26 protein-coding genes are annotated in these 26,964 nt (G+C 72.0%); 18 read left to right on the top strand and 8 right to left on the bottom strand.

Annotated elements, in window-relative coordinates:
- Positions 1-19 precede the first annotated feature (19 nt).
- The 4 genes from dxs (at position 20) to ACFY1J_RS16550 (ending at position 4,198) form a co-directional block, all read left to right on the top strand.
- Positions 20-1,948 (top strand): 1-deoxy-D-xylulose-5-phosphate synthase, encoded by a 1,929-nt coding sequence (gene dxs / locus ACFY1J_RS16565; protein WP_390705557.1) that lies wholly within the window; start codon positions 20-22, stop codon positions 1,946-1,948.
- Positions 1,945-3,330, top strand: a complete 1,386-nt coding sequence (locus ACFY1J_RS16560; protein ID WP_390705558.1) for an aspartate aminotransferase family protein — start codon at positions 1,945-1,947, stop codon at positions 3,328-3,330. Before dxs ends, ACFY1J_RS16560 begins: the two co-directional genes overlap by 4 nt.
- A 101-nt stretch (positions 3,331-3,431) precedes the next feature.
- The gene (locus tag ACFY1J_RS16555; RefSeq protein WP_390731392.1) at positions 3,432-4,079 is read left to right on the top strand and encodes a helix-turn-helix domain-containing protein; all 648 of its coding nucleotides are present in this window, start codon (positions 3,432-3,434) and stop codon (positions 4,077-4,079) included.
- Complete coding sequence (locus ACFY1J_RS16550; RefSeq protein WP_390705560.1) at positions 4,076-4,198, top strand: DUF6126 family protein; 123 nt, start codon at positions 4,076-4,078, stop codon at positions 4,196-4,198. The genes ACFY1J_RS16555 and ACFY1J_RS16550 overlap by 4 nt, the downstream gene beginning before the upstream one ends.
- Positions 4,199-4,225: 27 nt before the next feature.
- Here ACFY1J_RS16550 and ACFY1J_RS16545 read toward each other — a convergent pair whose 3' ends face one another.
- Positions 4,226-5,023, bottom strand: a complete 798-nt coding sequence (locus tag ACFY1J_RS16545; protein WP_390705561.1) for a tyrosine-protein phosphatase — start codon at positions 5,021-5,023, stop codon at positions 4,226-4,228.
- 172 nt (positions 5,024-5,195) lie between these two features.
- Here ACFY1J_RS16545 and ACFY1J_RS16540 point away from each other — a divergent pair, with 172 nt between their 5' ends.
- From ACFY1J_RS16540 to ACFY1J_RS16530, 3 genes are all read left to right on the top strand, one after another.
- Positions 5,196-7,268: an alpha-galactosidase gene (locus tag ACFY1J_RS16540; RefSeq protein WP_390731391.1), complete on the top strand. Its 2,073-nt coding sequence runs from the start codon at positions 5,196-5,198 to the stop codon at positions 7,266-7,268.
- A 341-nt stretch (positions 7,269-7,609) separates the two neighbouring features.
- Positions 7,610-8,542 carry a peptidoglycan DD-metalloendopeptidase family protein gene (locus ACFY1J_RS16535; protein ID WP_390731390.1) on the top strand — a complete coding sequence of 311 codons (933 nt, stop codon included), beginning with the start codon at positions 7,610-7,612 and terminating at the stop codon, positions 8,540-8,542.
- Positions 8,543-8,819: 277 nt separating this feature from the next.
- Complete coding sequence (locus tag ACFY1J_RS16530) at positions 8,820-9,605, top strand: SGNH/GDSL hydrolase family protein (protein ID WP_390706233.1); 786 nt, start codon at positions 8,820-8,822, stop codon at positions 9,603-9,605.
- 41 nt (positions 9,606-9,646) lie between these two features.
- On the opposite strand, the gene ACFY1J_RS16525 is transcribed toward ACFY1J_RS16530, so the two are convergent.
- The 7 genes from ACFY1J_RS16525 to ACFY1J_RS16495 form a co-directional block, all read right to left on the bottom strand.
- The gene (locus ACFY1J_RS16525; protein WP_390705564.1) at positions 9,647-10,267 is read right to left on the bottom strand and encodes a TetR/AcrR family transcriptional regulator; all 621 of its coding nucleotides are present in this window, start codon (positions 10,265-10,267) and stop codon (positions 9,647-9,649) included.
- A 19-nt stretch (positions 10,268-10,286) separates the two neighbouring features.
- A complete protein-coding gene (locus ACFY1J_RS16520) occupies positions 10,287-10,706 on the bottom strand; it encodes a hypothetical protein (RefSeq protein ID WP_390705565.1) in 420 nt (139 codons plus the stop codon).
- 73 nt (positions 10,707-10,779) lie between these two features.
- Entirely contained in the window at positions 10,780-11,298 is a 519-nt protein-coding gene (locus tag ACFY1J_RS16515) for an acetate--CoA ligase family protein (protein WP_390705566.1), read from the bottom strand.
- A 112-nt stretch (positions 11,299-11,410) separates the two neighbouring features.
- Positions 11,411-12,589 carry a Glu/Leu/Phe/Val dehydrogenase dimerization domain-containing protein gene (locus ACFY1J_RS16510; RefSeq protein ID WP_390705567.1) on the bottom strand — a complete coding sequence of 393 codons (1,179 nt, stop codon included), beginning with the start codon at positions 12,587-12,589 and terminating at the stop codon, positions 11,411-11,413.
- Positions 12,586-14,259, bottom strand: a complete 1,674-nt coding sequence (locus ACFY1J_RS16505; protein WP_390731389.1) for a thiamine pyrophosphate-binding protein — start codon at positions 14,257-14,259, stop codon at positions 12,586-12,588. Before ACFY1J_RS16505 ends, ACFY1J_RS16510 begins: the two co-directional genes overlap by 4 nt.
- Complete coding sequence (locus tag ACFY1J_RS16500) at positions 14,259-15,416, bottom strand: acyl-CoA dehydrogenase family protein (protein ID WP_390705569.1); 1,158 nt, start codon at positions 15,414-15,416, stop codon at positions 14,259-14,261. The genes ACFY1J_RS16505 and ACFY1J_RS16500 overlap by 1 nt, the downstream gene beginning before the upstream one ends.
- Before the next feature lie 144 nt (positions 15,417-15,560).
- Positions 15,561-16,139 carry a carboxymuconolactone decarboxylase family protein gene (locus ACFY1J_RS16495; protein WP_390705570.1) on the bottom strand — a complete coding sequence of 193 codons (579 nt, stop codon included), beginning with the start codon at positions 16,137-16,139 and terminating at the stop codon, positions 15,561-15,563.
- Positions 16,140-16,342: 203 nt separating this feature from the next.
- Here ACFY1J_RS16495 and ACFY1J_RS16490 point away from each other — a divergent pair, with 203 nt between their 5' ends.
- The 11 genes from ACFY1J_RS16490 to ACFY1J_RS16440 all read left to right on the top strand — a co-directional run bounded on the left by ACFY1J_RS16490 (position 16,343) and on the right by ACFY1J_RS16440 (position 26,953).
- Positions 16,343-17,605, top strand: coding sequence for an MBL fold metallo-hydrolase (locus ACFY1J_RS16490; RefSeq protein ID WP_390705571.1), 1,263 nt, complete (start codon positions 16,343-16,345; stop codon positions 17,603-17,605).
- Positions 17,606-18,018: 413 nt separating this feature from the next.
- A complete protein-coding gene (locus tag ACFY1J_RS16485; RefSeq protein ID WP_390705572.1) occupies positions 18,019-20,217 on the top strand; it encodes an ATP-binding protein in 2,199 nt (732 codons plus the stop codon).
- Between the two features lie 80 nt (positions 20,218-20,297).
- Positions 20,298-20,732 carry a roadblock/LC7 domain-containing protein gene (locus tag ACFY1J_RS16480; RefSeq protein ID WP_390705573.1) on the top strand — a complete coding sequence of 145 codons (435 nt, stop codon included), beginning with the start codon at positions 20,298-20,300 and terminating at the stop codon, positions 20,730-20,732.
- 2 nt (positions 20,733-20,734) lie between these two features.
- Positions 20,735-21,106, top strand: coding sequence for a DUF742 domain-containing protein (locus ACFY1J_RS16475; RefSeq protein WP_363298620.1), 372 nt, complete (start codon positions 20,735-20,737; stop codon positions 21,104-21,106).
- The gene (locus ACFY1J_RS16470; RefSeq protein WP_363298565.1) at positions 21,084-21,683 is read left to right on the top strand and encodes an ATP/GTP-binding protein; all 600 of its coding nucleotides are present in this window, start codon (positions 21,084-21,086) and stop codon (positions 21,681-21,683) included. Before ACFY1J_RS16475 ends, ACFY1J_RS16470 begins: the two co-directional genes overlap by 23 nt.
- A gap of 62 nt (positions 21,684-21,745) precedes the next feature.
- The gene (locus ACFY1J_RS16465; RefSeq protein WP_390731388.1) at positions 21,746-22,318 is read left to right on the top strand and encodes a GAF domain-containing protein; all 573 of its coding nucleotides are present in this window, start codon (positions 21,746-21,748) and stop codon (positions 22,316-22,318) included.
- 148 nt (positions 22,319-22,466) lie between these two features.
- Positions 22,467-23,495 (top strand): L-threonine 3-dehydrogenase, encoded by a 1,029-nt coding sequence (tdh, locus tag ACFY1J_RS16460; protein WP_390705574.1) that lies wholly within the window; start codon positions 22,467-22,469, stop codon positions 23,493-23,495.
- Positions 23,496-23,661: 166 nt separating this feature from the next.
- On the top strand, positions 23,662-24,861 hold the full coding sequence (locus ACFY1J_RS16455; RefSeq protein WP_390705575.1) for a glycine C-acetyltransferase: 1,200 nt from the start codon (positions 23,662-23,664) through the stop codon (positions 24,859-24,861).
- Positions 24,862-24,892: 31 nt separating this feature from the next.
- On the top strand, positions 24,893-25,795 hold the full coding sequence (locus ACFY1J_RS16450; RefSeq protein WP_390705576.1) for a LysR family transcriptional regulator: 903 nt from the start codon (positions 24,893-24,895) through the stop codon (positions 25,793-25,795).
- Between the two features lie 46 nt (positions 25,796-25,841).
- Positions 25,842-26,426 carry a helix-turn-helix domain-containing protein gene (locus ACFY1J_RS16445; protein ID WP_390705577.1) on the top strand — a complete coding sequence of 195 codons (585 nt, stop codon included), beginning with the start codon at positions 25,842-25,844 and terminating at the stop codon, positions 26,424-26,426.
- Complete coding sequence (locus ACFY1J_RS16440; RefSeq protein WP_390705578.1) at positions 26,423-26,953, top strand: GNAT family N-acetyltransferase; 531 nt, start codon at positions 26,423-26,425, stop codon at positions 26,951-26,953. The genes ACFY1J_RS16445 and ACFY1J_RS16440 overlap by 4 nt, the downstream gene beginning before the upstream one ends.
- Positions 26,954-26,964 lie beyond the last annotated feature (11 nt).

The following is a 26,964-nucleotide window of genomic DNA, read 5'->3' as shown; positions in this document are numbered from 1 at the left end:
ACCGAGAGGGGGCCCGAGCGTGACGATGCTGGAGAACATCCGGGGACCACGCGACCTGAAGGCGCTGTCCGAGGCGGAACTCGGTGAACTGTCCGACGAAATACGCGAGTTCCTGGTGCAGGCGGTCGCCAGGACCGGCGGCCACCTCGGGCCCAACCTGGGCGTGGTGGAACTGACCGTCGCGCTCCACCGGGTCTTCGAGTCACCGGTCGACCGCATCCTCTGGGACACCGGCCACCAGAGCTATGTCCACAAGCTTCTGACAGGGCGTCAGGACTTCTCCAAGCTGCGCGGCAAGGGCGGCCTGTCCGGCTATCCCTCGCGTGAGGAGTCCGAGCACGACGTCATCGAGAACAGCCATGCCTCCACCGCGCTCGGCTGGGCCGACGGGCTGGCCAAGGCCCGCCAGGTGCAGGGGGAGAAGGGCCATGTCGTCGCGGTCATCGGCGACGGCGCGCTCACCGGCGGCATGGCCTGGGAGGCGCTGAACAACATCGCGGCCGCCAAGGACCGGCCGCTGATCATCGTCGTCAACGACAACGAGCGGTCCTACGCACCGACCATCGGCGGCCTCGCCAACCATCTGGCCACCCTGCGCACGACCGACGGCTACGAGAAGGCGCTGGCCTGGGGCAAGGACGTACTGCTGCGGACACCGGTGGTCGGGAACACCCTCTACGAGTCCCTGCACGGCGCGAAGAAGGGGTTCAAGGACGCCTTCGCCCCGCAGGGCATGTTCGAGGACCTGGGCCTGAAGTACGTCGGCCCCATCGACGGGCACGACATCAAGGCCGTGGAGTCGGCGCTGCGGCGCGCGAAACGCTTCCATGGCCCCGTCCTCGTCCACTGCCTCACCGAGAAGGGCCGCGGCTACGAACCCGCCCTGGCCCACGAGGAGGACCACTTCCACACCGTCGGAGTGATGGACCCGCTCACCTGCGAGCCGCTCACACCGTCGGGCGGACCCTCCTGGACCTCGGTGTTCGGCGACGAGATCGTACGCATCGGGGAGGAGCGCGACGATGTCGTGGCCATCACGGCGGCCATGCTGCACCCGGTGGGCCTCGGCAAGTTCGCCGAGCGCTTCCCCGACCGGGTGTGGGACGTCGGCATCGCCGAGCAGCACGCCACCGTGTCGGCGGCGGGCCTCGCGACCGGCGGCCTGCACCCCGTCGTCGCCGTCTACGCCACCTTCCTCAACCGCGCCTTCGACCAGCTCCTGATGGATGTGGCGCTGCACCGCTGCGGGGTGACCTTCGTCCTCGACCGGGCCGGCGTCACCGGCGTCGACGGGGCCTCCCACAACGGCATGTGGGACATGTCGATCCTCCAGGTCGTCCCCGGTCTGAGGATCGCCGCCCCGCGCGACGCCGCCCAGCTGCGCGCCCAGCTGCGCGAGGCGGTGGCGGTCGACGACGCGCCCACCCTGGTGCGCTTCCCCAAGGAGTCGGTGGGCCCCGAGATCCCGGCGGTCGACCGCGTCGGCGGCCTGGACGTCCTGCACCGCGGCGAGCGCCCCGAGGTGCTGCTGGTGGCCGTCGGCGTCATGGCGCCGGTCTGCCTCCAGGCCGCCGAGCTGCTGCGGGCGCGCGGCATCGGCTGCACCGTCGTCGACCCCCGGTGGGTCAAGCCCGTCGAGGCGGCCCTGCCGGGCCTCGCCGCCGAGCACCGGCTGGTGGCCGTCGTCGAGGACAACAGCCGCGCGGGCGGGGTCGGCGCCGCCGTGGCCCTGGCACTCGGCGATGCCGATGTCGACGTACCGGTACGGCGGTTCGGCATCCCGGAGCAGTTCCTCGCGCACGCCAAGCGCGGCGAGGTGCTGGCCGACATCGGCCTCACGCCCGTCGAGGTCGCCGGACGGATCGGCGCGAGCCTGGCCGTCCAGGACGTGGGGGACACGGCAGCCGTCAAGGACCTGGGGGGCACAGTCAAGGAGAGAGCTGAATGACCAGGGAGTTCGACCTCGGCGCGCTCCTGGCCGAGCGCGGAGCCGAACGCTACGAGCTGCACGCCAGGTATCTGAACCACCAGCTGCCGCGCATGCTGCACACCATCGGCTTCGACAAGGTCTACGAGCGTGCCGAGGGCGCCCACTTCTGGGACGCGGACGGCAACGACTACCTGGACATGCTCGCCGGGTTCGGGGTGATGGGCCTCGGCCGTCACCACCCCGTCGTCCGCAAGGCGCTGCACGACGTCCTCGACGCCCAGCTCGCCGACCTCACCCGCTTCGACTGCCAGCCGCTGCCCGGCCTGCTGGCCGAGCGGCTCCTCACCCACAGTCCGCACCTGGACCGGGTGTTCTTCGGCAACAGCGGTACGGAGGCCGTGGAGACCGCGCTGAAGTTCGCCCGGTACGCCACCGGCAGACCGCGGATCCTCTACTGCGACCACGCCTTCCACGGCCTGACCACCGGCTCGCTGTCGGTCAACGGCGAGAACGGCTTCCGGGACGGATTCGCCCCGCTGCTGCCCGACACGGCCGTCCCCCTCGGCGATCTCGACGCCCTGGCACGGGAACTGAAGAAGGGCGACGTCGCCGCCCTGATCGTCGAACCGATCCAGGGCAAGGGGGTGCACGAGGCCCCGCCCGGCTATCTGCGCGCCGCCCAGGAGCTGCTGCACAGGCACAAGGCGCTGCTCGTCGCCGACGAGGTGCAGACCGGCCTCGGCCGGACCGGGGACTTCTACGCCTATCAGCACGAGGACGGCGTCGAACCGGACCTGGTGTGTGTGGCCAAGGCGCTGTCCGGCGGCTATGTGCCGGTCGGCGCCACCCTCGGCAAGGACTGGATCTTCAAGAAGGTCTACTCGTCCATGGACCGGGTGCTGGTCCACTCGGCGAGCTTCGGCTCCAACGCGCAGGCCATGGCCGCCGGGCTGGCCGTCTTGGCGGTCATGGAGAACGAAGCGACCGTCGCCCATGCGCGGATGATCGGCGACCAGCTGAAGTCCCGGCTGGCCGCACTGGTCGACAAGTACGAACTGCTCGCCGACGTCCGCGGCCGGGGCCTGATGATCGGCATCGAGTTCGGCAGGCCGAGCTCGCTGAGGCTGAAGAGCCGCTGGACCATGCTGCAGGCCGCGCGCAAGGGCCTGTTCGCGCAGATGGTCGTCGTACCGCTGCTGCAACGCCACCGCATCCTCACCCAGGTCTCCGGCGACCATCTGGAGGTGATCAAGCTGATCCCGCCGCTGGTCATCGGCGAGGCGGACGTGGACCGCTTCGTGGACGCGTTCACCGATGTGATGGACGACGCGCACAGTGGCGGCGGCCTGATGTGGGACTTCGGCAGGACGCTGATCAAGCAGGCGGTCGCCAACCGGTGATCACCACTGTGTGCTGATCACCGGCCTGGGCTGATCACCAGGGGCTTTGCCTCTGAGGCAAGAAATTTGCCGGAGAGGCAAAGCTCGGGCTGAATGGAGACATGAGCTCCTCCGAAGCCGAGCGTCCGCCCGGCCACGGGTCCGAGCCGACGGCCGGACCGGCCGACGACCTGGCCGCCGTGGCCCCCCAGCTCCGCTCGCTGCGCCGCCGCGCCGGTCTCACCCTGGAGGCCGCGGCCCGCGCGGCCGGGCTGTCGCCCGCCCATCTCTCCCGTCTGGAGACCGGGCAGCGCCAGCCTTCCCTGCCGATGCTGCTCGCACTCGCGCGCATCTACGGTACGACGGTCTCGGACCTGCTGGGCGAGACGGCCGGCGACCGGGACGCGATCGTGCGCGCCGCCGACATGGAACCGACCCGGGCCGGTGGCTGGACGTACTGGCAGGCCGGCGCGTCCGGCCGCGGGATGCAGGCCCTGCGCGTCCACGTGCCCCACGGCTCACAGGGCGACATCGTGCGCGTCCACCCCGGCGAGGAGTGGCTGTACGTCCTCAAGGGGCGGCTCCGACTGCGGCTCGGGGACACCGCGCACCTGCTCGCGCCCGGAGACGGCGCGCACTTCGACTCGCTGACCCCGCACCGCCTCGCCGCCGAGGACCACGACGGGGTCGAGCTCCTGTTCGTCCACACCCTGCTGCAGAGTCCCACGGCCACCCTGTGCCTGGGCCCGATCACCGGAGAGCTGCCATGAGCAACCTGGAGGAGAAGTTCCCCCGCGCCCTGTGGGTCCGTCTGATCGTCTACGGCGTCCTCGGCCACGTCCTGGCCGCCTTCATCTACCTGCTGTTCGCGGTCGGCGCCAAGGGCTGACCGGCTGGGGGCCGGGAGACACCGGCGTCAGTCGAGCAGCCGCTCGCGCAGCCGCTCCCGGTGCCCGGGGCCGAGGCCGAGGCCCTGTTCCAGGTAGACGTCGACCGTGCCCCACGTCTCCTCGACGGTTTCGAACGCCGCCGCCAGATACTCGGTGCGGGCTTCGAACAGCGGGCTGAGCAGCTCCATCACCTCGGGGGTGTAGGCCGACTCGGCGCTGCCGCTGCGCCGAACCTTGTAGCGGCGGTGCTTGGCGTTCGACTCCAGGTAGTCCGCCAGGATCGCCTCGCGGTCCACGCCAACGGCGAGCAGCGTCACAGCTATGGACAGGCCCGCGCGGTCCTTGCCCGCCGCGCAGTGCATCAGGGCCGGGACGCTGTCCTCGACCAGCGCGTGCAGCACCCGGGAGTGCTCGGCGGTGCGCTCCTTGACCATCCTGCGGTAGGAGGTGATCATCCGGTTCGCGGCCTTGCCGTCCGCGAGGATCCCGCGCAGCTGGTCGAGGTTCCCGTCACGGACCATCTTCCAGAACTCGGTGCCGTCCGCCGGGTCGCTCAGCGGCATGTTCACGTTGCGCACGCCCGGCAGCGCCACGTCGGGGCCTTCCAGCTTCTGGTCGGCCGCGTTGCGGAAGTCGAAGATCGTGTGCAGGCCCAGGGAGGAGAGGAACTCCGTGTCCTTGTCGGTCGCGTGCGCGAGGTGGCCGCTGCGGAACAGCACCCCGTACCGCACCCGCCGTCCGTCCACGGTCGGCAGTCCGCCCACGTCACGGAAGTTGCGCACTCCGGCCAGCTCGGGCTCGGTCGACGGGACGTGCTGCGTCACGGTGGCTCCTCACGCTCGGGCGGCGCCGACGCGGCTCGTCGACGGGCACGCTGTCGACGATACGACATGAGTTTCCTCGGGCAATGAGTTGTCCACAGGCGTTGCCCACGACACCCCCGGCCCTTGATGATGTTGGGGCTTGCGCGGATCTGTTGGCACTTGTGAGGACTTCATGGTGGACATCGCCGAGAACGGTCGTACCTGGCTCCTGTCCGGGCCGAACAGCAGCTATGCGCTGCACCTCACCGAGGCGGACGAGTTGCTCCACCTCCACTGGGGGCCGAGCATCGCGCTCGCCGACGCCGAGGCGCTCGCCGTGCGCCCGCTGCCCGACTACTGGCCCTTCGAGTCCGTGCTCGACGGCCGCGAGGAGTACCCGGTCGAGGGCGGCCCCCGCTTCGTCCGCCCCGCCCTGTCCGTGCGCACCGAGGAGCGGCGCGGCACCGAGTGGACCTTCGAGGCGTACGAGACGGAGGGCGACGAACTGCGGCTGCGCTTCGGGGACGCAGGGCTTGCTGTCACGCTGCACTACCGGATGCGCGGGGACGTCGTCGAGCGCTGGGTGACCGTGGGCAACCAGGGGCACGCGCGTGTGGAGCTGCTCCGCGCCGACCCGGCCACCTGGACCCTGCCCGACCGTGAGGGCTGGCGGCTGTCCCAGCTGCACGGCCGCTGGGCCGCCGAGTCCCTGCTGACCCGGGCCCCGCTCACCCACGGCGAGAAGGTCATCGGCAGCCGCCGCGGCCACACCGGTCACCAGCACCTGCCCTGGGTGGCGCTCGACACCGACGCCACCGAGGAGCGCGGCGAGGTGTACGGCTGCGCGTTGGGCTGGTCGGGGTCCTGGCGGATCGGGGTCGCCCAACTCCCGGACGCGCGCGTGCAGATCACCGGTGGGGCCGGCTACGACGACTCGGGGCTGCTGATGCTGGCCGAGGGGGAGTCGTACACGAGTCCCGTCTTCGCGGGCCTGTGGAGCGACGGCGGCTTCGGCGGCGCGAGCCGTGCCTGGCACGCCTACCAGCGGGCGTATGTCATCCCGGACGCCGACCGGGACCGGCCGGTGCTCTTCAACTCCTGGGAGGCCACGAACTTCGACATCTCCGAGGAGCAGCAGGCGACGCTCGCGCGCCGGGCGGCTGCGATCGGCGTCGAGCTGTTCGTGGTCGACGACGGCTGGTTCGGCGCCCGCACCAGCGACCGCGCCGGACTCGGCGACTGGACGCCCAACCCCGACCGCTTCCCGAACGGCCTCAAGCCGCTCGCCGACTACGTGCACGCCCTCGGGATGCAGTTCGGCATCTGGGTCGAGCCCGAGATGGTCAACCCGGACAGCGACCTGTACCGCGCACACCCCGACTGGGTGCAGTACCAGCCGGGACGAAAGCGGACGGAACTACGCAATCAGCTAGTGCTCAATCTGGCCCGTGAGGACGTCCAGGAATACCTCTGGGAGCAGCTCGACGGTCTGCTCTCCAGTGCCCCTGTCGACTATGTGAAGTGGGACTTCAACCGCTGCTTCACCGACGCGGGCTGGCCCGGTGAGGCGTATCCGCAGCGCCTGTGGGTGGACCATGTGCGCGCCCTCTACGCCCTGCTGGACCGGCTGCGGGCGGCCCACCCGGGCGTCGCGTTCGAGTCCTGCTCGGGCGGTGGCGGCCGTATCGACCTCGGCGTCATGAGCCGCACCGACCAGGTGTGGACCTCCGACAACACCGACCCGCTCGACCGCCTCCACATCCAGCACGGCTTCAGCCAGATCCACCCGGCCCGGATCATGGCCGCCTGGGTCACCGACAGCCCGAACACTCAGCTCAACGGCAGGGTCAGCTCGCTTCGCCTTCGCTTCGTCAGTGCCATGGCCGGGGTCCTCGGGGTCGGCGGCGACCTCGCGGAGTGGGCGGAGGAGGAGCTTGCGGAGGCCAAGGAGTGGGTGGAGCTCTACAAGGGCATCCGCCCGGTCGTGCAACGCGGCGAGCAGTACCGGCTGCGGCCCCCGGAGGGCGGGCTGAGCGCGGTGCAGTACGTGCTCGGAGGCGAAACGGTCGTCCTCGCCTGCCTCCAGGCTCAGCACTACGGCGAGCCGGCCCCGGCGCTGCGGCTGCGCGGCCTCGACCCGGCGGCGGCGTACGAATGCCGCGAAACGGGCGAAGTGCACCGTGGTGCCGTACTGCTGCACCACGGGCTGCGCACCGGACTTCGGGGCGATCTCGACGCGGCGGTCTTCCGTCTTCGCCGCATATGAACTATTTGCCCGAATTAGCCCCTTCATTCGAACTCGCCCTGAAATGAAGGGGCATGGGTGAGGTGCGTGAGGAGCGTCATATTCGTGACCGTCCGTCGCGGGTCATGTTCACGTAATTCGCGCCGTTTTCCTGAGAATTGACCGGAAGAATGGAGCGGGAATTCACTGAGGGTGACTGGGAATTCTCGTAACGGATCAAGCGAAAGCCGGACGCAAGGAACCAACTGCTTGTCCGTTCGCATCTTGCTCGCTTACGTTCGCCACCAATCCGGACGGAATGCCGAATCCTGCCGCCGACCGGAGCGACAGCTCACCTCGCAGGCGCCGGAGAGGAATTCGCCATGCCCCGGAAGGGTAAGCACCGCCGCCCCAAGCACCGCCGCTTCAGTCGTTCGGTCGCCGTCGCCGGTACCGGCGGCGCGGCGCTGGCCCTGCCGCTGATCGGGGCCATCGGTGCCCATGCGGCCACGCCGCAGTCCGTCCCCGCACAGGCCGTGCAGTCGGTCCCGAGCGTCGAGAAGAAGGCCGCGCCGGCGGATGCGGGCGTGCGCACCTACACGGTGAAGACCGGCGACTACCTTTCGAAGATCGCCGAGGAGCAGAACGTCCGTGGCGGCTGGCACCGGCTCTACCAGGACAACCGCGAGGCCGTCGGCGACAACCCTTCGCTGATCCATCCCGGCCTGAAGCTCGCCCTCGGCGGGAAGGCCGCGACGGCCGCCAAGTCCTTCGCTCCGGCTCCCTCGTCCGCATCCTCTTCCGCGTCGAAGCCGTCCGCGTCGCAGGCGTCCGCGACGGAGTCCGCGAACGCCTCCGGCGTCTCGGCCGAGAGCGCCGGAACCGCTCAGGCCGCCGTCGCCTCGTCCGGCTACACCCTCCCGGTCGCGGGTGCCGCCATCGGGACCAACTACCACGTCCCGGGCAGCATGTGGTCCAGCGGCTACCACACCGGCGTCGACTTCGTCGTCCCGACCGGCACCTCCCTCAAGGCCGTGGCCGCGGGCACGGTCGTCTCCGCGGGCTGGGGCGGTGCGTACGGCAACCAGGTCGTCATCAAGCTCGACGACGGCTACTACGCGCAGTACGCCCACCTCTCCCAGATCTCCGTCTCGGCCGGCCAGTCCGTCGTCGCGGGCCAGCAGATCGGGCTGTCCGGCGCGACCGGCAATGTGACCGGACCGCACCTGCACTTCGAGATCCGCACCACGCCGGACTACGGCTCGGACGTGGACCCGGTCGCCTACCTCCGCTCGCACGGCGTGCCCGTCGCCTGATCGCGTCGGGCACCCGCCCCGACCCCCACGCCGCCGAAGGCCGGACCCCTGCCCCCCGGGTCCGGCCTTCGGTGTCGCTGTGCGTTGCTGCTGTGCGGCGTTGCTGTGCGATCGATGCGTCAACTCGCCTGATGGGCGTCATATTCCCGCGTTGGCAAACTATTTAAGAGTGTCTTATCTCACCGATCGTCAACCCCTTCCTACGATCGCGTAGGTCACATCCGAAGGTGAATCATGGGCCGACGTGGCAGACGATTCGAAGAGTGACAGCAGATCAGTGATCGGGTCGTACGTGGCGGTGGGGGACAGCTTCACCGAGGGCGTCGGCGACCCCGGCCCCGACGGGGCATTCGTCGGCTGGGCCGACCGGTTCGCGGTACTTCTCGCGGACCGTCGGCCCGAGGGCGACTTCAAATACACCAATCTCGCGGTACGCGGGAAGCTGCTCGACCAGATCGTGGCCGACCAGCTCCCCAAGGCCGTGGAGCTCGCGCCGGACCTGGTGTCCTTCTGCGCGGGAGGCAACGACATCATCCGTCCCGGCACCGACCCGGACGAGGTGGCCGAGCGCTTCGAGCGGGCGATCGGGCAGCTGACCGACGCGGCCGGCACGGTCATGGTGACGACCGGGTTCGACACCCGCAACGTGCCCGTGCTCAAGCATCTGCGCGGCAAGATCGCCACGTACAACGGGCACGTCCGGGCCATCGCAGACCGATACGGCTGCCCGGTCTTGGACCTGTGGTCCCTGAAGACCGTTCAGGACCGGCGTGCCTGGGACGACGACCGGCTCCACCTCTCGCCCGAGGGGCACACCCGGGTGGCGCTCCGGGCCGGCCAGGCCCTCGGCGTGGCGGTCCCGGCCGACCCGGAGCAGCCCTGGCCCCCGCTCCCGCCCCGCGGCACGCTCGACGTCCGTCGCGACGACGTCCACTGGGCCCGCGAGTATCTGGTCCCGTGGATCGGGCGGCGGTTGCGCGGGGAGTCGTCGGGGGACCATGTGACCGCCAAGGGGACGCTGTCCCCGGACGACATCAAGATGCGGATCGCCTCGGTGGCCTGACGGGCCCCGCTCGGCGTGCACGGCGCGACGGCCGGGAGCGGTCACCGCTCCTGCGCCGTCAACGCCTCCCGGGCCAGGCCCAGTTCCCGGGCGAGTGCCTCGTCGACCCACTGCTGGGCCCGGGGCCGCGGGACCGCGCCCGCGTAGGACGTCAGCTGAACGGCGAGCCCGTCGAGCAGGGCCGTCAGCCGCAGGGCGGTACCGGTCGGGTCGGGGCACTGGAACTCGCCGGCCGCCACGCCCTCCGCGATGACCTCGGTGATGGCCGCCTTCCACTGCCTGTCCAGGTCCCGGGTGACCTCGCGCAGGGCGGGCTCGCGCAGGGCCACCGCCCAGCCCTCGATCCACAGCCGCCAGCCCTTGGCCTGACCGGTGGGCGCGTACCAGCGCACGGCAGTCCGCAGCCGGCGCAGCGCGGTCGTACGGCGGTTCAGCAGCTTGCGCAGATGCGTCAGGTCGTCCTCGGCCGCGTGCGCGAACGCGGCGGCGACCAGCTTCTCCTTCGTCGAGAAGTGGTACAGCACCAGCGCGTTGCTCACACCGAGCGCCGAGGCCACATCGGCGATCCTGACCGCCGCCACGCCCCGCGCCTCGATCTGCTCGACGGCGGCCCGCAGCAGTTCCTCCCGCCGCTCCGCCACGCTCAACCGCACTCTCGCCACGCGGTCACCCTAATCCGTTTCACTCCACGAACTGGTAGTCGAGCCTGATGCGGCCCTCCTCGTCGAGGACCAGGAACTCCAGGCCGCCACCCATCGCCCGGTCCTCCTCCCGGTGGAAGGACTCCCAGCGGAACGTGATGACGTCGCGCAGCAGCCTCGGCGCCCGCTGGATCCGGAAGCCGTACGCCCCCGGGGCGACGAACTCCTCGTACGCACGCTCCACGCGCGCGTACACCTCCTCGTGGCCCCGGGCCTCCAGGACGGCGGTGGGGAAGCCGAGGCCCACCGCCGTGTCGTGCATCTCCTGGGGCGGGCGCAGGATGTGCAGCCCGTCCTCCGCCCAGAGGTCGTGCACGGTCTTGCGGCGGATCTCCGGGTCCGGCTCGTTCCAGACCCCGATGTAGCGCTCGATCAGGGACTGCGGGTCGATGGCAGGCATGGTCGGCTCGACGCTCCTCGTGTCGATGGGCTGTGCGATGTGCCATCGACTCTGCCGCCGCCGCGCCGCCGCCTCAATTCCCGTCAGGGTATGAGGAGCCGGGCTGCCGGAGTACGGCGTGTGCGTCCAGGGCGATCGCGCCGCCCGGGTGCACGAGAAGCGGGTTGACCTCCAGCTCGGCGAACTCGGGGTGCTCGGCCGCACAGCGCGCCACGGCGCACAGGGCGGCCGCGGCGGCCTGCGGTGCGACGGGCGGGGCGCCGCGCCAGCCGGTCAGCAGGGGCGCGTGCCGAAGCCCCAGCAGCAGGGCACGCGCGCGTGCCGGGGTGAGCGGGGCCAGGGCGAGGGCGGTGTCGGCGTGGAGTTCCGCCGCGGTCCCGCCGATTCCGGCAAGCGCGACCGGACCGAAGGCCGGGTCCTGACGCACACCGACGATCAGTTCGCGGGCGTGGGCAGGCGCCACCATGGCCTCCACCGCGTACCGCCGGGCGCCGGTGGCCGCCCGCATCCGGACGAAGGCCGCGCGCAGGGCGTCCTCGTCGGCGATGCCCAGCACGACACCGCCGGCCTCCGTCTTGTGCGCGAGCCCCATCGCCCGGAGGCGCCGACGACGGCGACCGAGGCGGGATCGAAGAACGATTCGGGCAGGGGCACGGCCGTTGCCGCAAAGGGGGCGGCGGGTGGCGGCGGCTCCTCGGGATCCGTCACCGGTACCACCCGAACCGGTCCGCGATCACCGGCAGCCGGTCGGCCACGATGGCGTGCGCGGCCGCCCTCGGGGTCGTGCCGTCGGCCTCCGCGCGGGCCAGCATGCGGTCGATGAGGCTGCGCATGGAGCGCCGGGTACAGGCGAACGCCTCGTCCGCGTCGGGGCCGATGTCGCCGAACAGCGTCCACCACCACCAGGCGTTCGTCCCCGAGTTGACCACCACGTCCGGCAGCACGGTCACCCCGCGCGCGGACAGCAGCTCCTCCGCCGCCGGCAGCACCGGCATGTTGGCCGCCTCCACGATCCAGCGGGCGGTGATCCGCTCCTGGTCGGCGGTGTCGATGGCGTACGACACCGCGGCGGGCACCAGCACCTCGGCGTCGGCGGACAGCCAGGCGTCGCCCGGCAGTTCGCGGTCGCCGGGGCGCAGCACGGCCCGGTCGACGGTGCCGTACGCGTCCCGCGCGGCGAGCAGCGCCTCGACGTCCAGGCCCGCCGGGTTGGCGATCGTGCCCTTGATGTCGGCGACGGCCACGATCGTCAGACCCGCGCGCGCGAGGAAGCGCGCCGTGGCCCCGCCCATGGTGCCCAGACCCTGCACGGCGACCCGCGTGCCCGGGTGCGGCACCCCGGCCCGGTCCAGGGCCGCGAGCACCGACTCGGCGACCCCGCAGCCGCCGACCAGCTCGTCGAGGCCGATGCCGTCCACCTCGACCGCGAAGGCGTCCGCGAGCCGCCGGCGCGCCGCGGCCTCGTCGTCGAGCAGCGGGTACACGGCCTGGATCGACGACACGAGCCCCGCCTCGGCGGCGGCCCGGTCGACCAGGTCCTGGGTGAGGCCGAGGTCCTCGCCGGTGGTCCAGAAGCTCTCGATGTACGGCCGCATGGCCCGCAGATAGCGCACCAGGAGCCCGTACGCCTCCGGGGCCTGGGGATCGCAGTCGATGCCGCCCTTGGCGCCGCCCAGGGGCACATAACGGCCCTCGGGGTTGTAGTGCAGGGCCTCCTTCATGGTCATGCCGCGGGCCAGCCCGGCCACCTCGTCGAGGGTGCAGCCGGGCCGCATCCGCAGACCGCCGCTGGCCACTCCGCGCACCAGCCGGTCGACGACCAGGAAGCCCCGGCGGCCGGTGACGTGGTCGGTCCAGACGAGCGACATGAGGGGGGCGGTCATGGGGTCTTCTCCTCGGGAACGGTGATCAGGGTGGGGCCGGGCCGGTCGAGGGCCTCGGCGAGGGCGCGGGCGAGTCCGGCCGGTCCGCACGCGTGCGTGCCGTGCCCACCGTAGGCGCGGGCCAGGGCGGGCAGATCGACCGGTGGGAGGTCCACCGCGGTGGGGATGTCGCCGCGCGCCGTCATCTCGTCGCGGATCTCGCCGTAGCCGCCGTTGTCGAACACCACTATGGGCAAGGGAAGTTGGAGCTGTACGGCGGTGGCCAGTTCCTGCACCGTGAACTGCAGCCCGCCGTCGCCGCTGAGCGCGACCACCTGTCGGCGCGGATGGGCGACCTTGGCGCCGATGGCGGCGGGCAGGGCGTAGCCCAGGGTGCCGAAGCCGGTCGGGTGCAGATAGCTGCCGCGGGGGCCGACAGGGAAGTGCGGCAGGGCGCCGTAGTAGCAGCACTGGGCGCTGTCCGAGGTGACGACGGCGTCCTCGTCGAGCACCGCGCGCATCGCCCTCAGGTAGCCGAGCCAGCGGGTGTCGCGCTCGGCGGTCTCGGCGTCGCGCGCGGCGCGCAGGGCGGCGACCTCCTCGGCCACGCGCGCGTGGGCCTTTGTTCCGTCCGCCGCGGGAAGTTCCGCCAGCAGCGCGGTCACGGTCGTCCGCGCGTCCCCCACGAGCGCCAGGTCCGCCGGCATGTGGGCGTACATCTGGTCCGGGTCGATGTCGACGCGGATCAGCGTGCCGTCGAGCGCGGGCGGCGAGGTCCAGAAATCGGACTCGGCCAGCTCCGTGCCCACGGCCACGACGACGTCCCGCGTGCCGAGCCACTCCCGTACGACGGCACTGTGCAGCGACACCCCCAACGACAGCGGATGGGTCTCGGGCACACCGCCCTTGCCGTTGGCCGTCGTGACGGCGGGAGCGCCCAGCCGTTCGGCGAGCGCCAGACAGTGCGGGCGTGCCTCGCGCGCCCCGCCGCCGAGCACCAGCGCGGGGCGCCGGGCCCCGGCGAGCGCCTTCGCGGCCTCCCGGACGGCCCGCTGGTCCGGCGCGGGGCGCGGGACCGGCGGAGCGACGCGAACCGGGCCCAGCGTCTCGGAGGCGGTCAGCAGGTCCAGCGGGACCTCGACATGCGCGGGCCGCGGCCGGCGCGTGCGGAACATCGTGAACGCGCGGGCCACGGCCGCGTCGATCTCGGCGATCGACGAGACACGGTGGCTGAACGCGGCCACGGCCCGCAGCGCCTCGGTCTGACTGCCCATCTCGTGCAGCGCACCGGTCGACAGCCGTGGGTGGCCGAGCGGCATGCCCGGCGAGAGCACCAGCAGCGGCACGCTGTCCGAGTAGGCCTGGCCGACCGCGGCCGCCGCGTTGAGCAGGGCGGGCCCGGTCGTGGTGAGGACGACGCCGGGGCGGCCCGTCACGCGCGCGTACCCGTCGGCCGCGTAACCGGCACCCTGCTCGTGGCGGGGTGTCACATGCCGTATGCCGTACGCCGCGAGATGCCGGTAGACCTCCAGGTTGTGGGTGCCCGGGATGCCGAACACACGGGTCACGGCGTGCCCGCTCAGGGCGCGTACGAGGGCCTCCCCGCCGGTGAGGGCCTCCCCGCCGGTGAGGGCCTCCCCGCCGGTGAGGGCCTCCTCGCCGGTGAGGACCTCCCGCTGTGCGAGTCCCATCACAGGCTCCGCGAGATGACGAGCCGCATGATGTCCGAGGTGCCTTCCTCGATCTCCTCCAGCTTGGCGTCCCGCATCCACTGCTCGACCGGGAACTCCCTGGAGTAGCCCCAGCCGCCGAGCGTCTGGACGGCCGCCCAGGTGCAGTACGCGGCGGTCTCGGACGCCGTCAGCTTGGCCATCGCCGCCTCGGCGGACGCCTCCAGACCGGAGTCGAGGCGCCGGGCGGCCCGCCAGGTCATCAGCCGGGCCTGCTCCACGCGCGTGCGCATGTCGGCGAGGCGGAAGGCCACCGCCTGGTGCTCGATGATCGGTTTGCCGAACTGGCGCCGCTTGCGGGCGTAGTCGCGGGCGTACTCGTAGGCCGCCCGGGCCACGCCGGTCGCCGCCGCGCCGAGCACGGTCCGGGAGATGTCGAAGGTCCGCATCAGACCGTGGAAGCCCGCGCCCTCCGCGCCGAGCCGGTGCTCCTCGGGGACGAACGCGTCCTGGAGGAAGACCTCCCGGCAGACGATCGCCCGCTGGCCCATCTTGCGCATCGGCTCACCGAAGGAGACCCCTTCGTTGTCCTTGCGCAGCAGGAACGCCGTCACCCCGCGCGAGCGCCGCGCCGGGTCGGTCTTGGCGAAGACGACGTACAGCTCGGCCTCGCCCGCGTTGGAGATCCAGGCCTTCTGGCCGTTGAGCCGGTAGCCGCCCGTCGTGCGGTGGGCCGTGGTGACGATCGAGGCGGCGTCGGAGCCCGCCCCGGGCTCGGTGGTGGCCAGGGCGGTCATCGGGGTGTCGGGGCCCGTGAGCGGGGTCAGCCACTCCCGCTTCTGCTTCTCGTCGCCCAGTTCGAGGACCGGATCGGCGAAGAAGCCGTTGGAGCAGAGCAGATTGCCGATGCCCAGGTCGCCCACGCACAGCTCCTCCTGCACGAGGCACTGGGTGAAGACGTCGGTGAAGCCGCCCCCGCCGTACTCCTCGGGCAGCATGAAGCCGGTGATGCCCACCGCGGCCGCCCGGCGCCACAGGTCCCAGGGCGTCTCGACGTCGGCCTCGTCGACGGCACGCGCGCGCGGGCGGATCTCCGCACGGGCGAAGGCCCGCGTGAGCTCCACGATGTCGCGCTGCTCCTCGCTCAGCGGGACCAGCTCGGTGGGCAGGTCGGACATGGTGCCTCCGGAGGCGGCGGGCTACCGGGACTACTGAATCGTCAGTCAGTATCGGAAGCCGGGCCGAGCCATGTCAACGCACTGAGCGGATCATCAGTGGCGTCGGCCCTCGTGGAGGCAGTGGCCGCCGCCGCGCAGTCGCCGCTACTTCGCAGTCGTCCGCCGATCGCCTCCGGAGGCCGGCACCGCGCACGAGTCCTTGAACCCCTGGCTCGTCAGGCCCAGGGAGGAGTTGATGCGCGAGCGGAGGTTCTCCACCGCCACCATCGCCGTCAGCTCCACCAGGGCCGGCTCGCCCAAGCGGTCGCGCAGCCGGGCGACCAGGTCGTCCTCGACCGTGGGCGGGGTCGCCGTCATCGCCTCGGCGTACGCCATGACGTCGCGCTCCAGGGGCGTGTACGCGTCACTGTCGCGCCACAGGGGAACGTCCTGCACCTTCTCGGGCGCCATACCGCGCTCCCGGCTGACCCAGTAGCCGAAGTCCATGCACCACGAGCACCCGATCGCGGCGGCCGTCGCCATCTCGGCGAGGGCCTTCAGGTCCGGGTCCAGCCGGTTCCACTTCGCCACCGACTGCTCGAACCGCAGATCGCTCCGGAGCACGCGGGGGTGGTGCGCGAGTGCCCGGACGGGGTCGAGGACCTTGCCGTACACGCGCCGGCTGTACCACTCGGTGAGCCGTACGAAGGGGGTGCGGGGCGGGGTGAGCGAGATGCGGGCCATGGGGCCACCTCCTGAAACGCCGGGGCCGGGACACCCGGGTGCGGATGCCCTCACCGGTATGACGGACGGGGACCGCACGGATGTGACATGGCAGCGCCGGAGGCTCTGCGGGGCCGTGGCAGCGGGCTGTGACCCCGGCGATCCGGGGTTGTCGCAGGGGCCGACCATAATGGATGACCTCAGCGACTCCACCTGGAGGTACCGTGACCGGTTTGCGTTCCCTGAGCTCCGGGCTCCGCGCGCTGCAGCCTGCTGCCTTCGGCGTGGACCCGGAAGGTGAGCGCCTGGCGCGTATCCACAGATCGCCGCACTTCAAGGACGGTGTCTTCCAGAACCCCGGAGGAACGGCACGGACCCGGCCCTCCGGCTCGATGCTGGACTTCGCCAAGGTCTTCTTCGACAAGGACGAGCGGCCCCGGCGCGCCCCGCGGGGCACGGTCCCGGTGCACGCCACCACCCTCGCCGACCTCGCCGAGCCACCCACCACGGGACTGCGGCTGACGTGGATGGGCCACTCCAGTGTGCTCGCGGAGATCGACGGACAGCGCGTGCTCTTCGACCCCGTCTGGGGCGAGCGCTGCTCCCCGTTCCCGTTCGCCGGGCCCAAGCGGCTGCACCCGGTTCCGGTTCCGCTGGCGGCGCTCGGCCCGGTCGACGTCGTGGTCATCTCGCACGACCACTACGACCACCTGGACATGCCCTCGATCAAGGCGCTGGCCGGCACGGACACCCTGTTCGCCGTTCCGCTCGGCGTCGGCGCCCACCTCGAGCACTGGGGCGTGGCCGAGAGCCGGCTGCGCGAGCTGGACTGGCACGAGGAGACCAAGGTCGGCGGCCTCACCCTGACCGCCACTCCGGCCCGCCACTTCTGCGGCCGCGGCCTGCGCAACACCCAGCACACGCTCTGGGCCTCCTGGGCCGTCGCGGGCGAGCGGCACCGGATCTACCACAGTGGTGACACCGGGTACTTCCAGGGGTTCAAGGACATAGGCGCCGACCACGGACCCTTCGACGCCACCATGATCCAGATCGGCGCCTACTCCGACTTCTGGCCGGACATCCACATGACCCCCGAGGAGGGCATGCGCGCCCACCTCGACCTTCAGGGCGGCAGGCCGCACGGGGTGATGCTGCCGATCCACTGGGGCACCTTCAATCTGGCCACCCACGCGTGGTCGGACCCCGGCGAGGGCACCATCGCGGCCGCCGCCGCGGCCGGCGCCCCCGTCGCCCTGCCCCGCCCCGGCGAGCCCTTCGAGCCGACCGCCTGGACTGTGCCGGCCGAGCCGTGGTGGCGCGGCGTGGCCATGGCCCCGGTGGGCGGCTGGCCGACCGCGGCGGACGGCGGCGCCGAGGCCGAGGGCGTGGTGTCCCCGGCGGACCGGGACCGGGCGCGTGCGGCGGCCGACGTCGCCGGTGACCCCGCCGAGGACGAGGGCGACCCGCAGACCGTTTCCGCGGGCTGACCCTGTGCGGCACCGCGCGGTCGGCCGCCGGCCGCGCGGGCGCCGCTTTTTCGCCTTTTCCGCGCAACTTTTCGAATGGGCCACTGGTGTGCCCGCTCGCCGATGGCGAAATGTCATAGGCCTGGCGCGTGTTCATTTTCGACCGCTCTGAATTGCCTTTTGTTCGTTCTGGAACGGGGGCCCTGAGGGGCTTATCGCCCTGTCGTGCGACGCCTCATACCAGAGCGGGACGCTGCCCGTGGGACTTTGTCAACTGCCCACCGCACATGATGCACAGGCGACTACGGTGAGTGTCCGTCGGGCGACGAAGGGCCGAAATTCGACGGCTCTATCGACCGGCACCGCGATGGCGCATGCCCATATTGCGCACCCGCGCGAGGAATCAAGCCCGACGGACCAGTACGAGGACACCGATGTCTCACCTCCGTGCACCGGCCGCACGTGCCGACCGCCGTGAGGGCGGCCGGCACGGGCGACCGGTCGCCCGCCCCGTTCCCGCACTGCCCGAGACGCACATACGTCCCCAACTCCTCCGTCTCGCCTTGCTGCCGCCCACCGCGGTCGCGCTCAGCGGCAGCGCGGTCGTCCTGTTCACCGTCCGCACCACCGGAGTGCGGCCCGGTATGACCCTCTGGGCCGTGATCGCCGGAGCGGTCTCGGTGACGGTCGTGGGCATCGTGATCGCCGCCGTCGCCGCCGGCCGTGCCGCCCGCTCGGTGCGCGACCGCGTCGGCGCCCTGCGCCGCAGCGCCGTCCGCGGCGAGGCCGATGTGCGCGCCCTCGTCGAGGCGCTGCGCCGCGGGGAGGTCGCACCGCAGCGCAAACCGCGCGGCGGACCGCCAGAGGACGCCGACGACTTCGAACTCCTCGCCGCCGACCTGGCCCGCGCCCACGACAGCGCCGTCAGCGCCGTCGTCCAGGCCGCACAGCTCTCCAGCCAGACGGGCAGCGAACAGAAGCTGGAGGTCTTCGTCAACCTCGCCCGGCGGCTGCAGTCCCTCGTGCACCGGGAGATCTCGATCCTCGACGACCTGGAGAACGAGATCGAGGACCCCGACCTGCTCAAGGGCCTCTTCCACGTGGACCACCTCGCCACCCGGATCCGGCGGCACGCCGAGAACCTCGCCGTGCTCGGCGGCGCCGTCTCACGGCGGCAGTGGAGCAACCCCGTCTCCATGACGGAGGTGCTGCGGTCGGCCATCGCCGAGGTCGAGCAGTACTCGCGGGTCAAGCTGGTGCCGCCGATCGACGGCGAACTGCGCGGTCACGCCGTTGCCGACGTCATCCATCTGCTGGCCGAACTCGTCGAGAACGCCACGGTGTTCTCCGCTCCCCACACCCAGGTCCTGCTCCGCGCCAACCTCGTCACCTCGGGGCTCGCCGTGGAGGTGGAGGACCGCGGGCTCGGCATGCCGGTCGGCGAGCAGGCCAGGATGAACGCCCTGCTCGCCGACCCCGACCAGGTCAACGTCGCCAGCCTGCTGGCCGACGGCCGCATCGGGCTCTTCGTCGTCTCCCAGCTCGCCCGGCGGCACGGCATCCACGTCCGCCTGCAGTCCAACATCTACGGCGGCGTGCAGGCCGTGCTCGTCGTCCCGCAGGAGCTGCTCGGTACGACGCCGGGCGCCCCCGGAGCCGTACCGCAGCCGCGCGAGGCGACGGGCAAGGGACTGCCGCCCGCACCCGCGGCGCGGCAGCATCCGCAGCGGACCGCGGGCAGGCCGGATCCCGCGACGGGGGCAGCCACGCCGTCCCCGGGCGGTGCCTTACCGGTGGTCCCCGGGGGAGCGGCGGACGGAAGTCCGGGCGGGGCCCGGGGGAGTGCCGGGGGCGGGGCCCCGAGCGGACCGGCGGGGCCCCAGGGCGGATCCCAGGCAGGTTCTGCGCGTGGTCACCGGGCAGGGCAGGGGACCGGGCAGCCGCCGGGCCGTTCCGCGGAGCCGCCGGCGGGCGCCACGAGGTGGCACGCGCACGGTGAGTCCGCGACGGCGGGCCCGGCGGGCGTCGGCGCCCCGGCGCCGCTGCCGGTGCGCGGTGCCCGCGAGGCGCGGTCGAATCCCGCCGCGGCCGTGCCCGGGATCCGGGCCGACGACCGCCGGACGGTCGAGGAGAACGCGGGCGCGCCCCCCACCCCGCGCGTCACCGGCGTCGTACGCGGCACCATGGGCAAACCCCAACTGCCCCGCCGCCGCGCCCAGGAGCACATCGTGCCCCAACTGCGCGGTGGTCCGGCACCACGCCAGGACAGCGAGACCCCCGCGGGACACGACCCCGGCCTGATGGCGGCCTTCCAGCGCGGAGTCGGCCTCGCCGAGGCGCAGCAGCACACGGATGCGGCGCATCCAGAGCCGATGCATGGGGGACCGGCACAGGTCGAGTCCGTCCATGGCGGACCGGCACCTGTGGAGTCGATCCACACCTTCCCGACAGAGCTGGGGCACGCCCACATGGGCCGGGGAGACATGGATCAGCAGCCGACCCGCGCCGAGGAACCCCACCCCGAGTGGACCCGTACGAGCCTGACGGACCGGGGCGCGACCGACCCGCACCACCCGGCCCCCGTGCAATCCGATCTCACCACCCGGCCCGACGGGAGCGCACCGGCCGGATGACCACCCCCGTTTCCACCTCAGGACCCACCCCCACGCCCGGCGCTCCCACAGACCTGCGTACCCCAAGGAGTCGATCGATCATGGCGAGCGATGCGCCGACCGCCCAGGTATCCGACCTCGACTGGCTGATGAGCGGCCTCGTGCAGCGCGTACCGCACACCTCCAGCGCGGTGCTCCTGTCCTGCGACGGACTGGTGAAGTCCGTCCACGGCCTCGACCCCGACAGCGCCGACCACATGGCCGCCCTCGCCTCCGGCCTGTACTCCCTCGGCCGCAGCGCGGGCGTCCGGTTCGGCGACGGCGGGGACGTACGGCAGGTGGTCGTCGAACTCGACTCGACCCTGCTGTTCGTCACCACCGCCGGCTCCGGCACCTGCCTCGCAGTGCTCGCCGGCCGGGAGGCCGACGCGGCGGTGCTCGGCTACGAGATGGCGATGCTCGTCAAGAGCGTCCGCCCCTACCTGGTGACCGCGCCCCGGCAGCCTGCCGTCGAACCCCCGGCGATGAGGCCTTGAGCATGCCGACGGCCGGCGACGGGCCCTGGCTCGACGACGCGGCCGGACGGCTGGTGCGCCCCTTCACGGTCAGCAACGGCCGCACCCGGCCCACCATCGACATGGACCTCATGTCACAGGTGATGGCCACCGGAGCGACCCCCCTCGGCTACCTCGGCCCCGAGCACGCCCAGGCACTCGACCTGTGCCGCGCGCCCGTTCCCGTTGCCGAGGTCGCGGCCCATCTCAAGCTGCCGGCGGTGGTCACCAAGGTGCTGCTCTCCGACCTCGTCGACTGCGGGGCGCTGACCGCCAAGCCCCCCGCGTTCCACCACAACCCCACTGACCGGTCCCTTCTGGAGGCAGTGCTCGATGGACTACGACGACAGCTATGACCCGTTCCCCACCGCACTCAAGATCCTTGTGGCGGGCGGGTTCGGGGTCGGCAAGACCACCTTCGTGGGCGCGGTGAGCGAGATCGCGCCGCTCAGCACGGAGGAGCTCCTCACCACGGTCAGCGCCGCGACCGACAGTCTCGACGGCATCGAGAACAAGATCGAGACGACCGTGGCGATGGACTTCGGCCGCATCACGCTCGACCCGCAGCATGTGCTGTATCTGTTCGGCACGCCCGGACAGGAGCGGTTCTGGTTCATGTGGGACGAGTTGTCCGAAGGCGCGCTCGGCGCGGTCATCCTCGCCGACACCCGCCGCCTGGAGGACTGCTTCGCGGCCGTCGACTTCTTCGAGGAGCGCGGTCTCGGCTTCATCGTCGCCGTCAACGAGTTCGACGGGTCCTACCGCTACGACCCGGAGGAGGTGCGCGCCGCCATCGACCTCGACCCCGAGATTCCCGTCGTCCGCTGCGACGCACGCATCTCCAGTTCCGGCGTCCAGACCCTGCTCACCCTGGTGCGCCATCTCATCGCCCACGCCCCTGTCCACGCGCCGAGCCACGGCGCCCACAGGTGATCCCCGCACAACCCGCCACGGAGCCCGCACATGACCCACGTCCACACAGCCGGAGCCAGGCCATGAGCTACGAGCCGCCGCGCCCGGTCAGAGGTCTGCTGCTCACCCCCGAGGACCGGGAGGCCCCCGCCCGCACCCACAGACTGCGCCGACTCGGCCTCGGGGAGCGCCCGGAGCCCGCCCTCGACGCCTTCGCGGGCCGCCTCGCCGAGCACACCGGCGCGCCGTACGCCATGGTCAACTTCATCGACGAGGAGCGGCAGTTCTTCGCCGGCCTGCGCACCCCGGGCGCCGGACCGGTCGTGCTGCCCGACGGCACGAGGCCCGAGGTGGGCCGCTCCATGCCCCGCGACCATGGCTTCTGCCCCCATGTGGTGGTCCGGCGCAAGGCCCTGGTGCTGGAGGACGTGTGCGACTACCCGCGGTTCGCGGGCAACCCGGTCGTCGACACGTACGGCATCCGCTCCTATCTGGGAGCCCCGCTCATCGACAGCACGGGCATGGTGCTGGGCACGGTGTGCGTCGCCGACGTCGAGCCCCGGCACTGGGGCAAGGCCGGTCTGGAGACCATCAAGGCGACGGCCGTGGAACTCGCCGTGGGTCTTGAGCGGCTGGAGGGGTCCGCGGGGGCGTGAAGGAAAGCTGAGGCGGCGGTTAAGAAAAGCTCGATGGACCGCGCCCCGCGAATGCGGCAGATTGCAGCTCAGATTCCACCCCTCTTCCCCGGTTCAGGGCTCCTTCGGCATGCCCGGGACCAGGGCCTCACCCACAGGAGCCGTAGCGTTGAAGGCGCTGGTCAAGGAGAAGGCGGAGCCCGGGCTGTGGCTCACGGACGTCCCCGAGCCCACGGTCGGACCCGGTGACGTACTGATCAAGGTCCAGCGGACCGGCATCTGCGGCACCGACCTGCACATCCGGTCCTGGGACGGCTGGGCCCGGCAGACGATCCGCACCCCGCTCGTGGTCGGACACGAGTTCGTCGGCGAGGTCGTCGGGACCGGCCGGGACGTCGACGACATCAAGGTGGGCGACCGGGTCAGCGGCGAGGGCCATCTGGTGTGCGGCAAGTGCCGCAACTGCCTGGCCGGCCGCCGCCATCTGTGCCGGGCCACGATCGGGCTCGGCGTCGGCCGGGACGGGGCGTTCGCCGAGTACGTCGCCCTGCCCGCCACCAACGTCTGGGTGCACCGCGTCCCCGTCGACCTCGATGTCGCCGCGATCTTCGATCCGTTCGGCAACGCCGTGCACACCGCGCTGTCCTTCCCGCTGGTCGGCGAGGACGTCCTGATCACCGGCGCCGGCCCGATCGGCCTGATGGCCGCGGCGGTGGCCCGGCACGCCGGCGCCCGCAACGTCGTGATCACCGACGTCAGCGAGGAGCGCCTGCAACTGGCGCGGAAGATCGGGGTGAGCCTCGCGCTCAATGTGGCGGAGTCGAGCATCGCCGACGGGCAGCGCGAACTCGGCCTGCGCGAGGGCTTCGACATCGGCCTGGAGATGTCCGGCCGCGCCGAGGCGATGCGCGACATGATCGCCAACATGACGCACGGCGGACGGATCGCCATGCTCGGCCTGCCGACGCAGGAGTTCCCCGTCGACTGGGCCCGGATCGTCACCTCGATGATCACCATCAAGGGCATCTACGGCCGCGAGATGTTCGAGACCTGGTACGCGATGTCGGTGCTGCTGGAAGCCGGCCTCGACCTGTCCCCCGTGATCACCGGCCGCTACGACTACCGCGACTTCGAGGCGGCGTTCACCGACGCGGCGAGCGGCCGCGGCGGCAAGGTAATCCTCGACTGGACCGCTTGATCTCTGGCTCGGTTCGCCTCCGGGGCGCAACCGTATCGATCTGCGCCTACCGGCGCGTGGCGGTGTCGACCGACCGTGCTCAGCCCTGCGGGCCTCCGCGCGCTCGATCGCTCGACACCGGCGCGCCCCTTCGGCTCACTCGCCCCTGCACCTGATGGAGCCCCTCATGTTCAACTCTGTTCGAGACGATCTGCGCGCCACCCTCGACGACATCCGTGCCGCGGGCCTGCACAAGCCCGAGCGCGTGATCGACACCCCGCAGTCCGCGACCGTCAACGTCAGCGCGGGCGGCCGCCCCGGCGAGGTCCTCAACTTCTGCGCCAACAACTACCTCGGTCTCGCCGACCACCCCGAGGTGATCGCCGCGGCCCACACGGCCCTGGACCGCTGGGGCTACGGCATGGCGTCCGTGCGCTTCATCTGCGGTACGCAGGAGGTGCACAAGGAGCTGGAGGCGCGGCTGTCGGCCTTCCTCGGGCAGGAGGACACGATCCTCTACTCCTCCTGCTTCGACGCCAACGGCGGCGTCTTCGAGACGCTGCTCGGCGCCGAGGACGCGGTGATCTCCGACGCCCTGAACCACGCCTCGATCATCGACGGCATCCGCCTGTCCAAGGCCCGCCGCTTCCGCTACGCCAACCGCGACATGGCGGACCTGGAGCGGCAGTTGAAGGAGGCCGTCGAGGGCGGTGCGCGCCGCAGGCTGATCGTCACGGACGGCGTCTTCTCCATGGACGGCTATCTGGCCCCGCTCCGGGAGATCTGCGATCTGGCCGACCGCTACGACGCGATGGTCATGGTCGACGACTCGCACGCCGTCGGCTTCGTCGGCCCCGGCGGCCGCGGCACCCCCGAGCTGCACGGCGTCATGGACCGCGTCGACATCATCACCGGCACCCTCGGCAAGGCGCTCGGCGGCGCCTCCGGCGGCTATGTCGCCGCCCGTGCCGAGATCGTGGCCCTGCTGCGCCAGCGCTCGCGGCCGTATCTGTTCTCGAACACGCTGGCCCCGGTGATCGCCGCCGCCTCCCTGAAGGTCATCGACCTGCTGGAGTCTGCCGACGACCTGCGCGTCCGGCTCACCGAGAACACGGCGCTGTTCCGCCGCCGGATGACCGAGGAGGGCTTCGACATCCTCCCCGGCGACCACGCCATCGCGCCCGTCATGATCGGCGACGCGGCGAAGGCGGGCCGGCTGGCGGAGCTGCTGCTGGAGCGCGGCGTGTATGTGATCGGCTTCTCCTACCCGGTTGTCCCGCAGGGCCAGGCCCGCATCCGCGTCCAGCTGTCCGCCGCCCACTCCACCGAGGACGTCAACCGCGCGGTCGACGCCTTCGTCGCGGCCCGGGCGGAGCTGGCGGGCTGAGCAGGGCGCACGCCTTGCGATAATTGGCCGCATGATCGAAGCGCGGCGGCTCCACATCCTGCGTGCGGTGGCGGACCACCGCACCGTGACAGCGGCTGCCGCCGCGCTCTATCTCACGCCCTCGGCCGTCTCCCAGCAGCTGGCGGCCCTGGAGCAGGAGACGGGCCACCGGCTGGTCGAGCGCAGCGCCAAGGGCGTACGGCTGACCCCGGCCGGCGAGATCCTGCTCGGGCACACCAACGCCGTCCTCGCCCAGTTGGAGCGGGCCGAGGCCGAGCTCGCGGCGTACGGCTCGGGCGAGGCCGGCACGGTCACGGTCGCCGCCTTCGCGACCGGTATCGCCCAGGTCGTCGCCCCGGCGGTGGCCCGGCTCGCGCAGGCGGCGCCCGGGATACGCATCCGCGTCCAGGACGCCGAGGGCGACGCCAGCCTGCCCATGGTCCTGGACCGGCAGGTCGATGTCGCGGTCGCCGTCGAGTACCGTGGGGCGCCGCCCGCCGACGACCCGCGGCTGACCCATGTCCCGCTCTACGCCGAGCCGTTCGACGCGGTCGTCCCGGTCACCCACCGCCTCGCCGACGCCACCGAGGTCCCCCTCGCCGAGCTGGCCAAGGACGCGTGGATCGGCCCCTACCCCGGCAATCCCTGCCACGACGTCGTCGTCCTGGCCTGTGAGAGCGCCGGATTCCAGCCCCGCCTCGAACACTCCTCGGACGACTTCCGCGCGGTCGTCGCCCTCGCCTCCGCCGACGCGGGCGTCGCCCTCGTCCCCCGCTCCGCCCTGCGCGGCATGGACCTCACGGGCGTGGTGGTCCGTCCCGTCGACGGCGTGGCCCCCACCCGCCGGGTCTTCGCGGCGGTACGGCGGGGAGCCGAGGGCCATCCCCTGATCCGGCAGGTGCTGGACGCACTCGGCGAGGCGGCACAGGCGTGAGCCTTCCGTAACCCGCCCGTCTCACATCAGGGATAGCGTCCCGGATATGAGACGTGAACGGGCAGACCTCGCCCCGGACGCCGTCGACGCGCGGCTCGGGGCCCGCCTGGCCGAGCTGCGGGCCGAACGCGGCTGGTCGCTGGGCGAGTTGGCGGAGCGCAGCGGAGTGAGCAGATCGACCCTGTCCCGGGCCGAGCGCGCGGAGGTCAGCCCCACGGCGGCGCTGCTCAACCGGCTGTGCCAGGTGTACGGGCGGACCATGTCCCAGCTGCTCAGCGAGGTGGAGCCGGCCCCCGCGCCGGTGGTGCGCGCGGCCGAGCAGCCGGTGTGGGAGGACCGGGCGTCCGGGTTCGTACGGCGCTCGGTGTCGCCCCCGCACGCCGGGCTGCGCGGCGAACTCGTCGAGGGGCGGCTGACCGCCGGGGCCGACATCGCCTACGACCGGCCGCCCGTGCCAGGCCTCGAACAGCACATCTGGGTCCTGGCGGGAACGCTCGACGTCACCGTTCAGGACGCCCGGCACCGACTGGACGCGGGCGACTGCCTGCGACTGCGGGTGTGGGGACCGACGCGGTTTTGCTGCCCGGGGCCCGAGGACGTGCGGTACGTGCTGGCGGTGGTGCTGCCATGACGGTGACCCGCCTGGACGCGGACCGGACCCGGGACCTGGCGGCGGAACTGGCCGAACTGCTCACCGCCGTCGTGGCCGACGGTGCGTCCATCGGCTTCCTGGCTCCGCTCGGCCGCGCGGAGGCCCTCGCCTGGTGGTGGGAGCGGGCCGCCGCCGTGGCCGCCGGGCAGCTCGCCGTGTGGATGGCGCGGGGTGACGACGGACGGGTGAGCGGGACGGTGGGTCTGGCCTTCCCCGGCAAACCCAACAGCCGGCACCGCGCCGAGATCGTCAAGCTGATGGTCCACCGGGACGGCCGTGGAAGGGGCCTCGGCCGCCGGCTGCTGTCCACCGCGGAGGAAACGGCCGCCACGGCCGGAATCACCCTCCTCCACCTGGACACCGAGACCGACAGCCCCGCCGAGCACCTCTACCGCTCGGCCGGCTGGACCCGGGCCGGCGTCATCCCCGACTACGCGGCGAGCCCCGCCGGAGTGCTGCGGCCCACCTCGCTCTACTACAAGCGCATATCCGCTCCGACCAGGTGATTGTCAGTGGC

Origin of the sequence: Streptomyces sp. NPDC001406 (assembly GCF_042895285.1) — a bacterium.
Lineage (GTDB): Bacteria > Actinomycetota > Actinomycetes > Streptomycetales > Streptomycetaceae > Streptomyces.
Note: the sequence above shows the minus strand (reverse complement) of the source record. Positions and strands in the feature narration are given on the sequence as shown.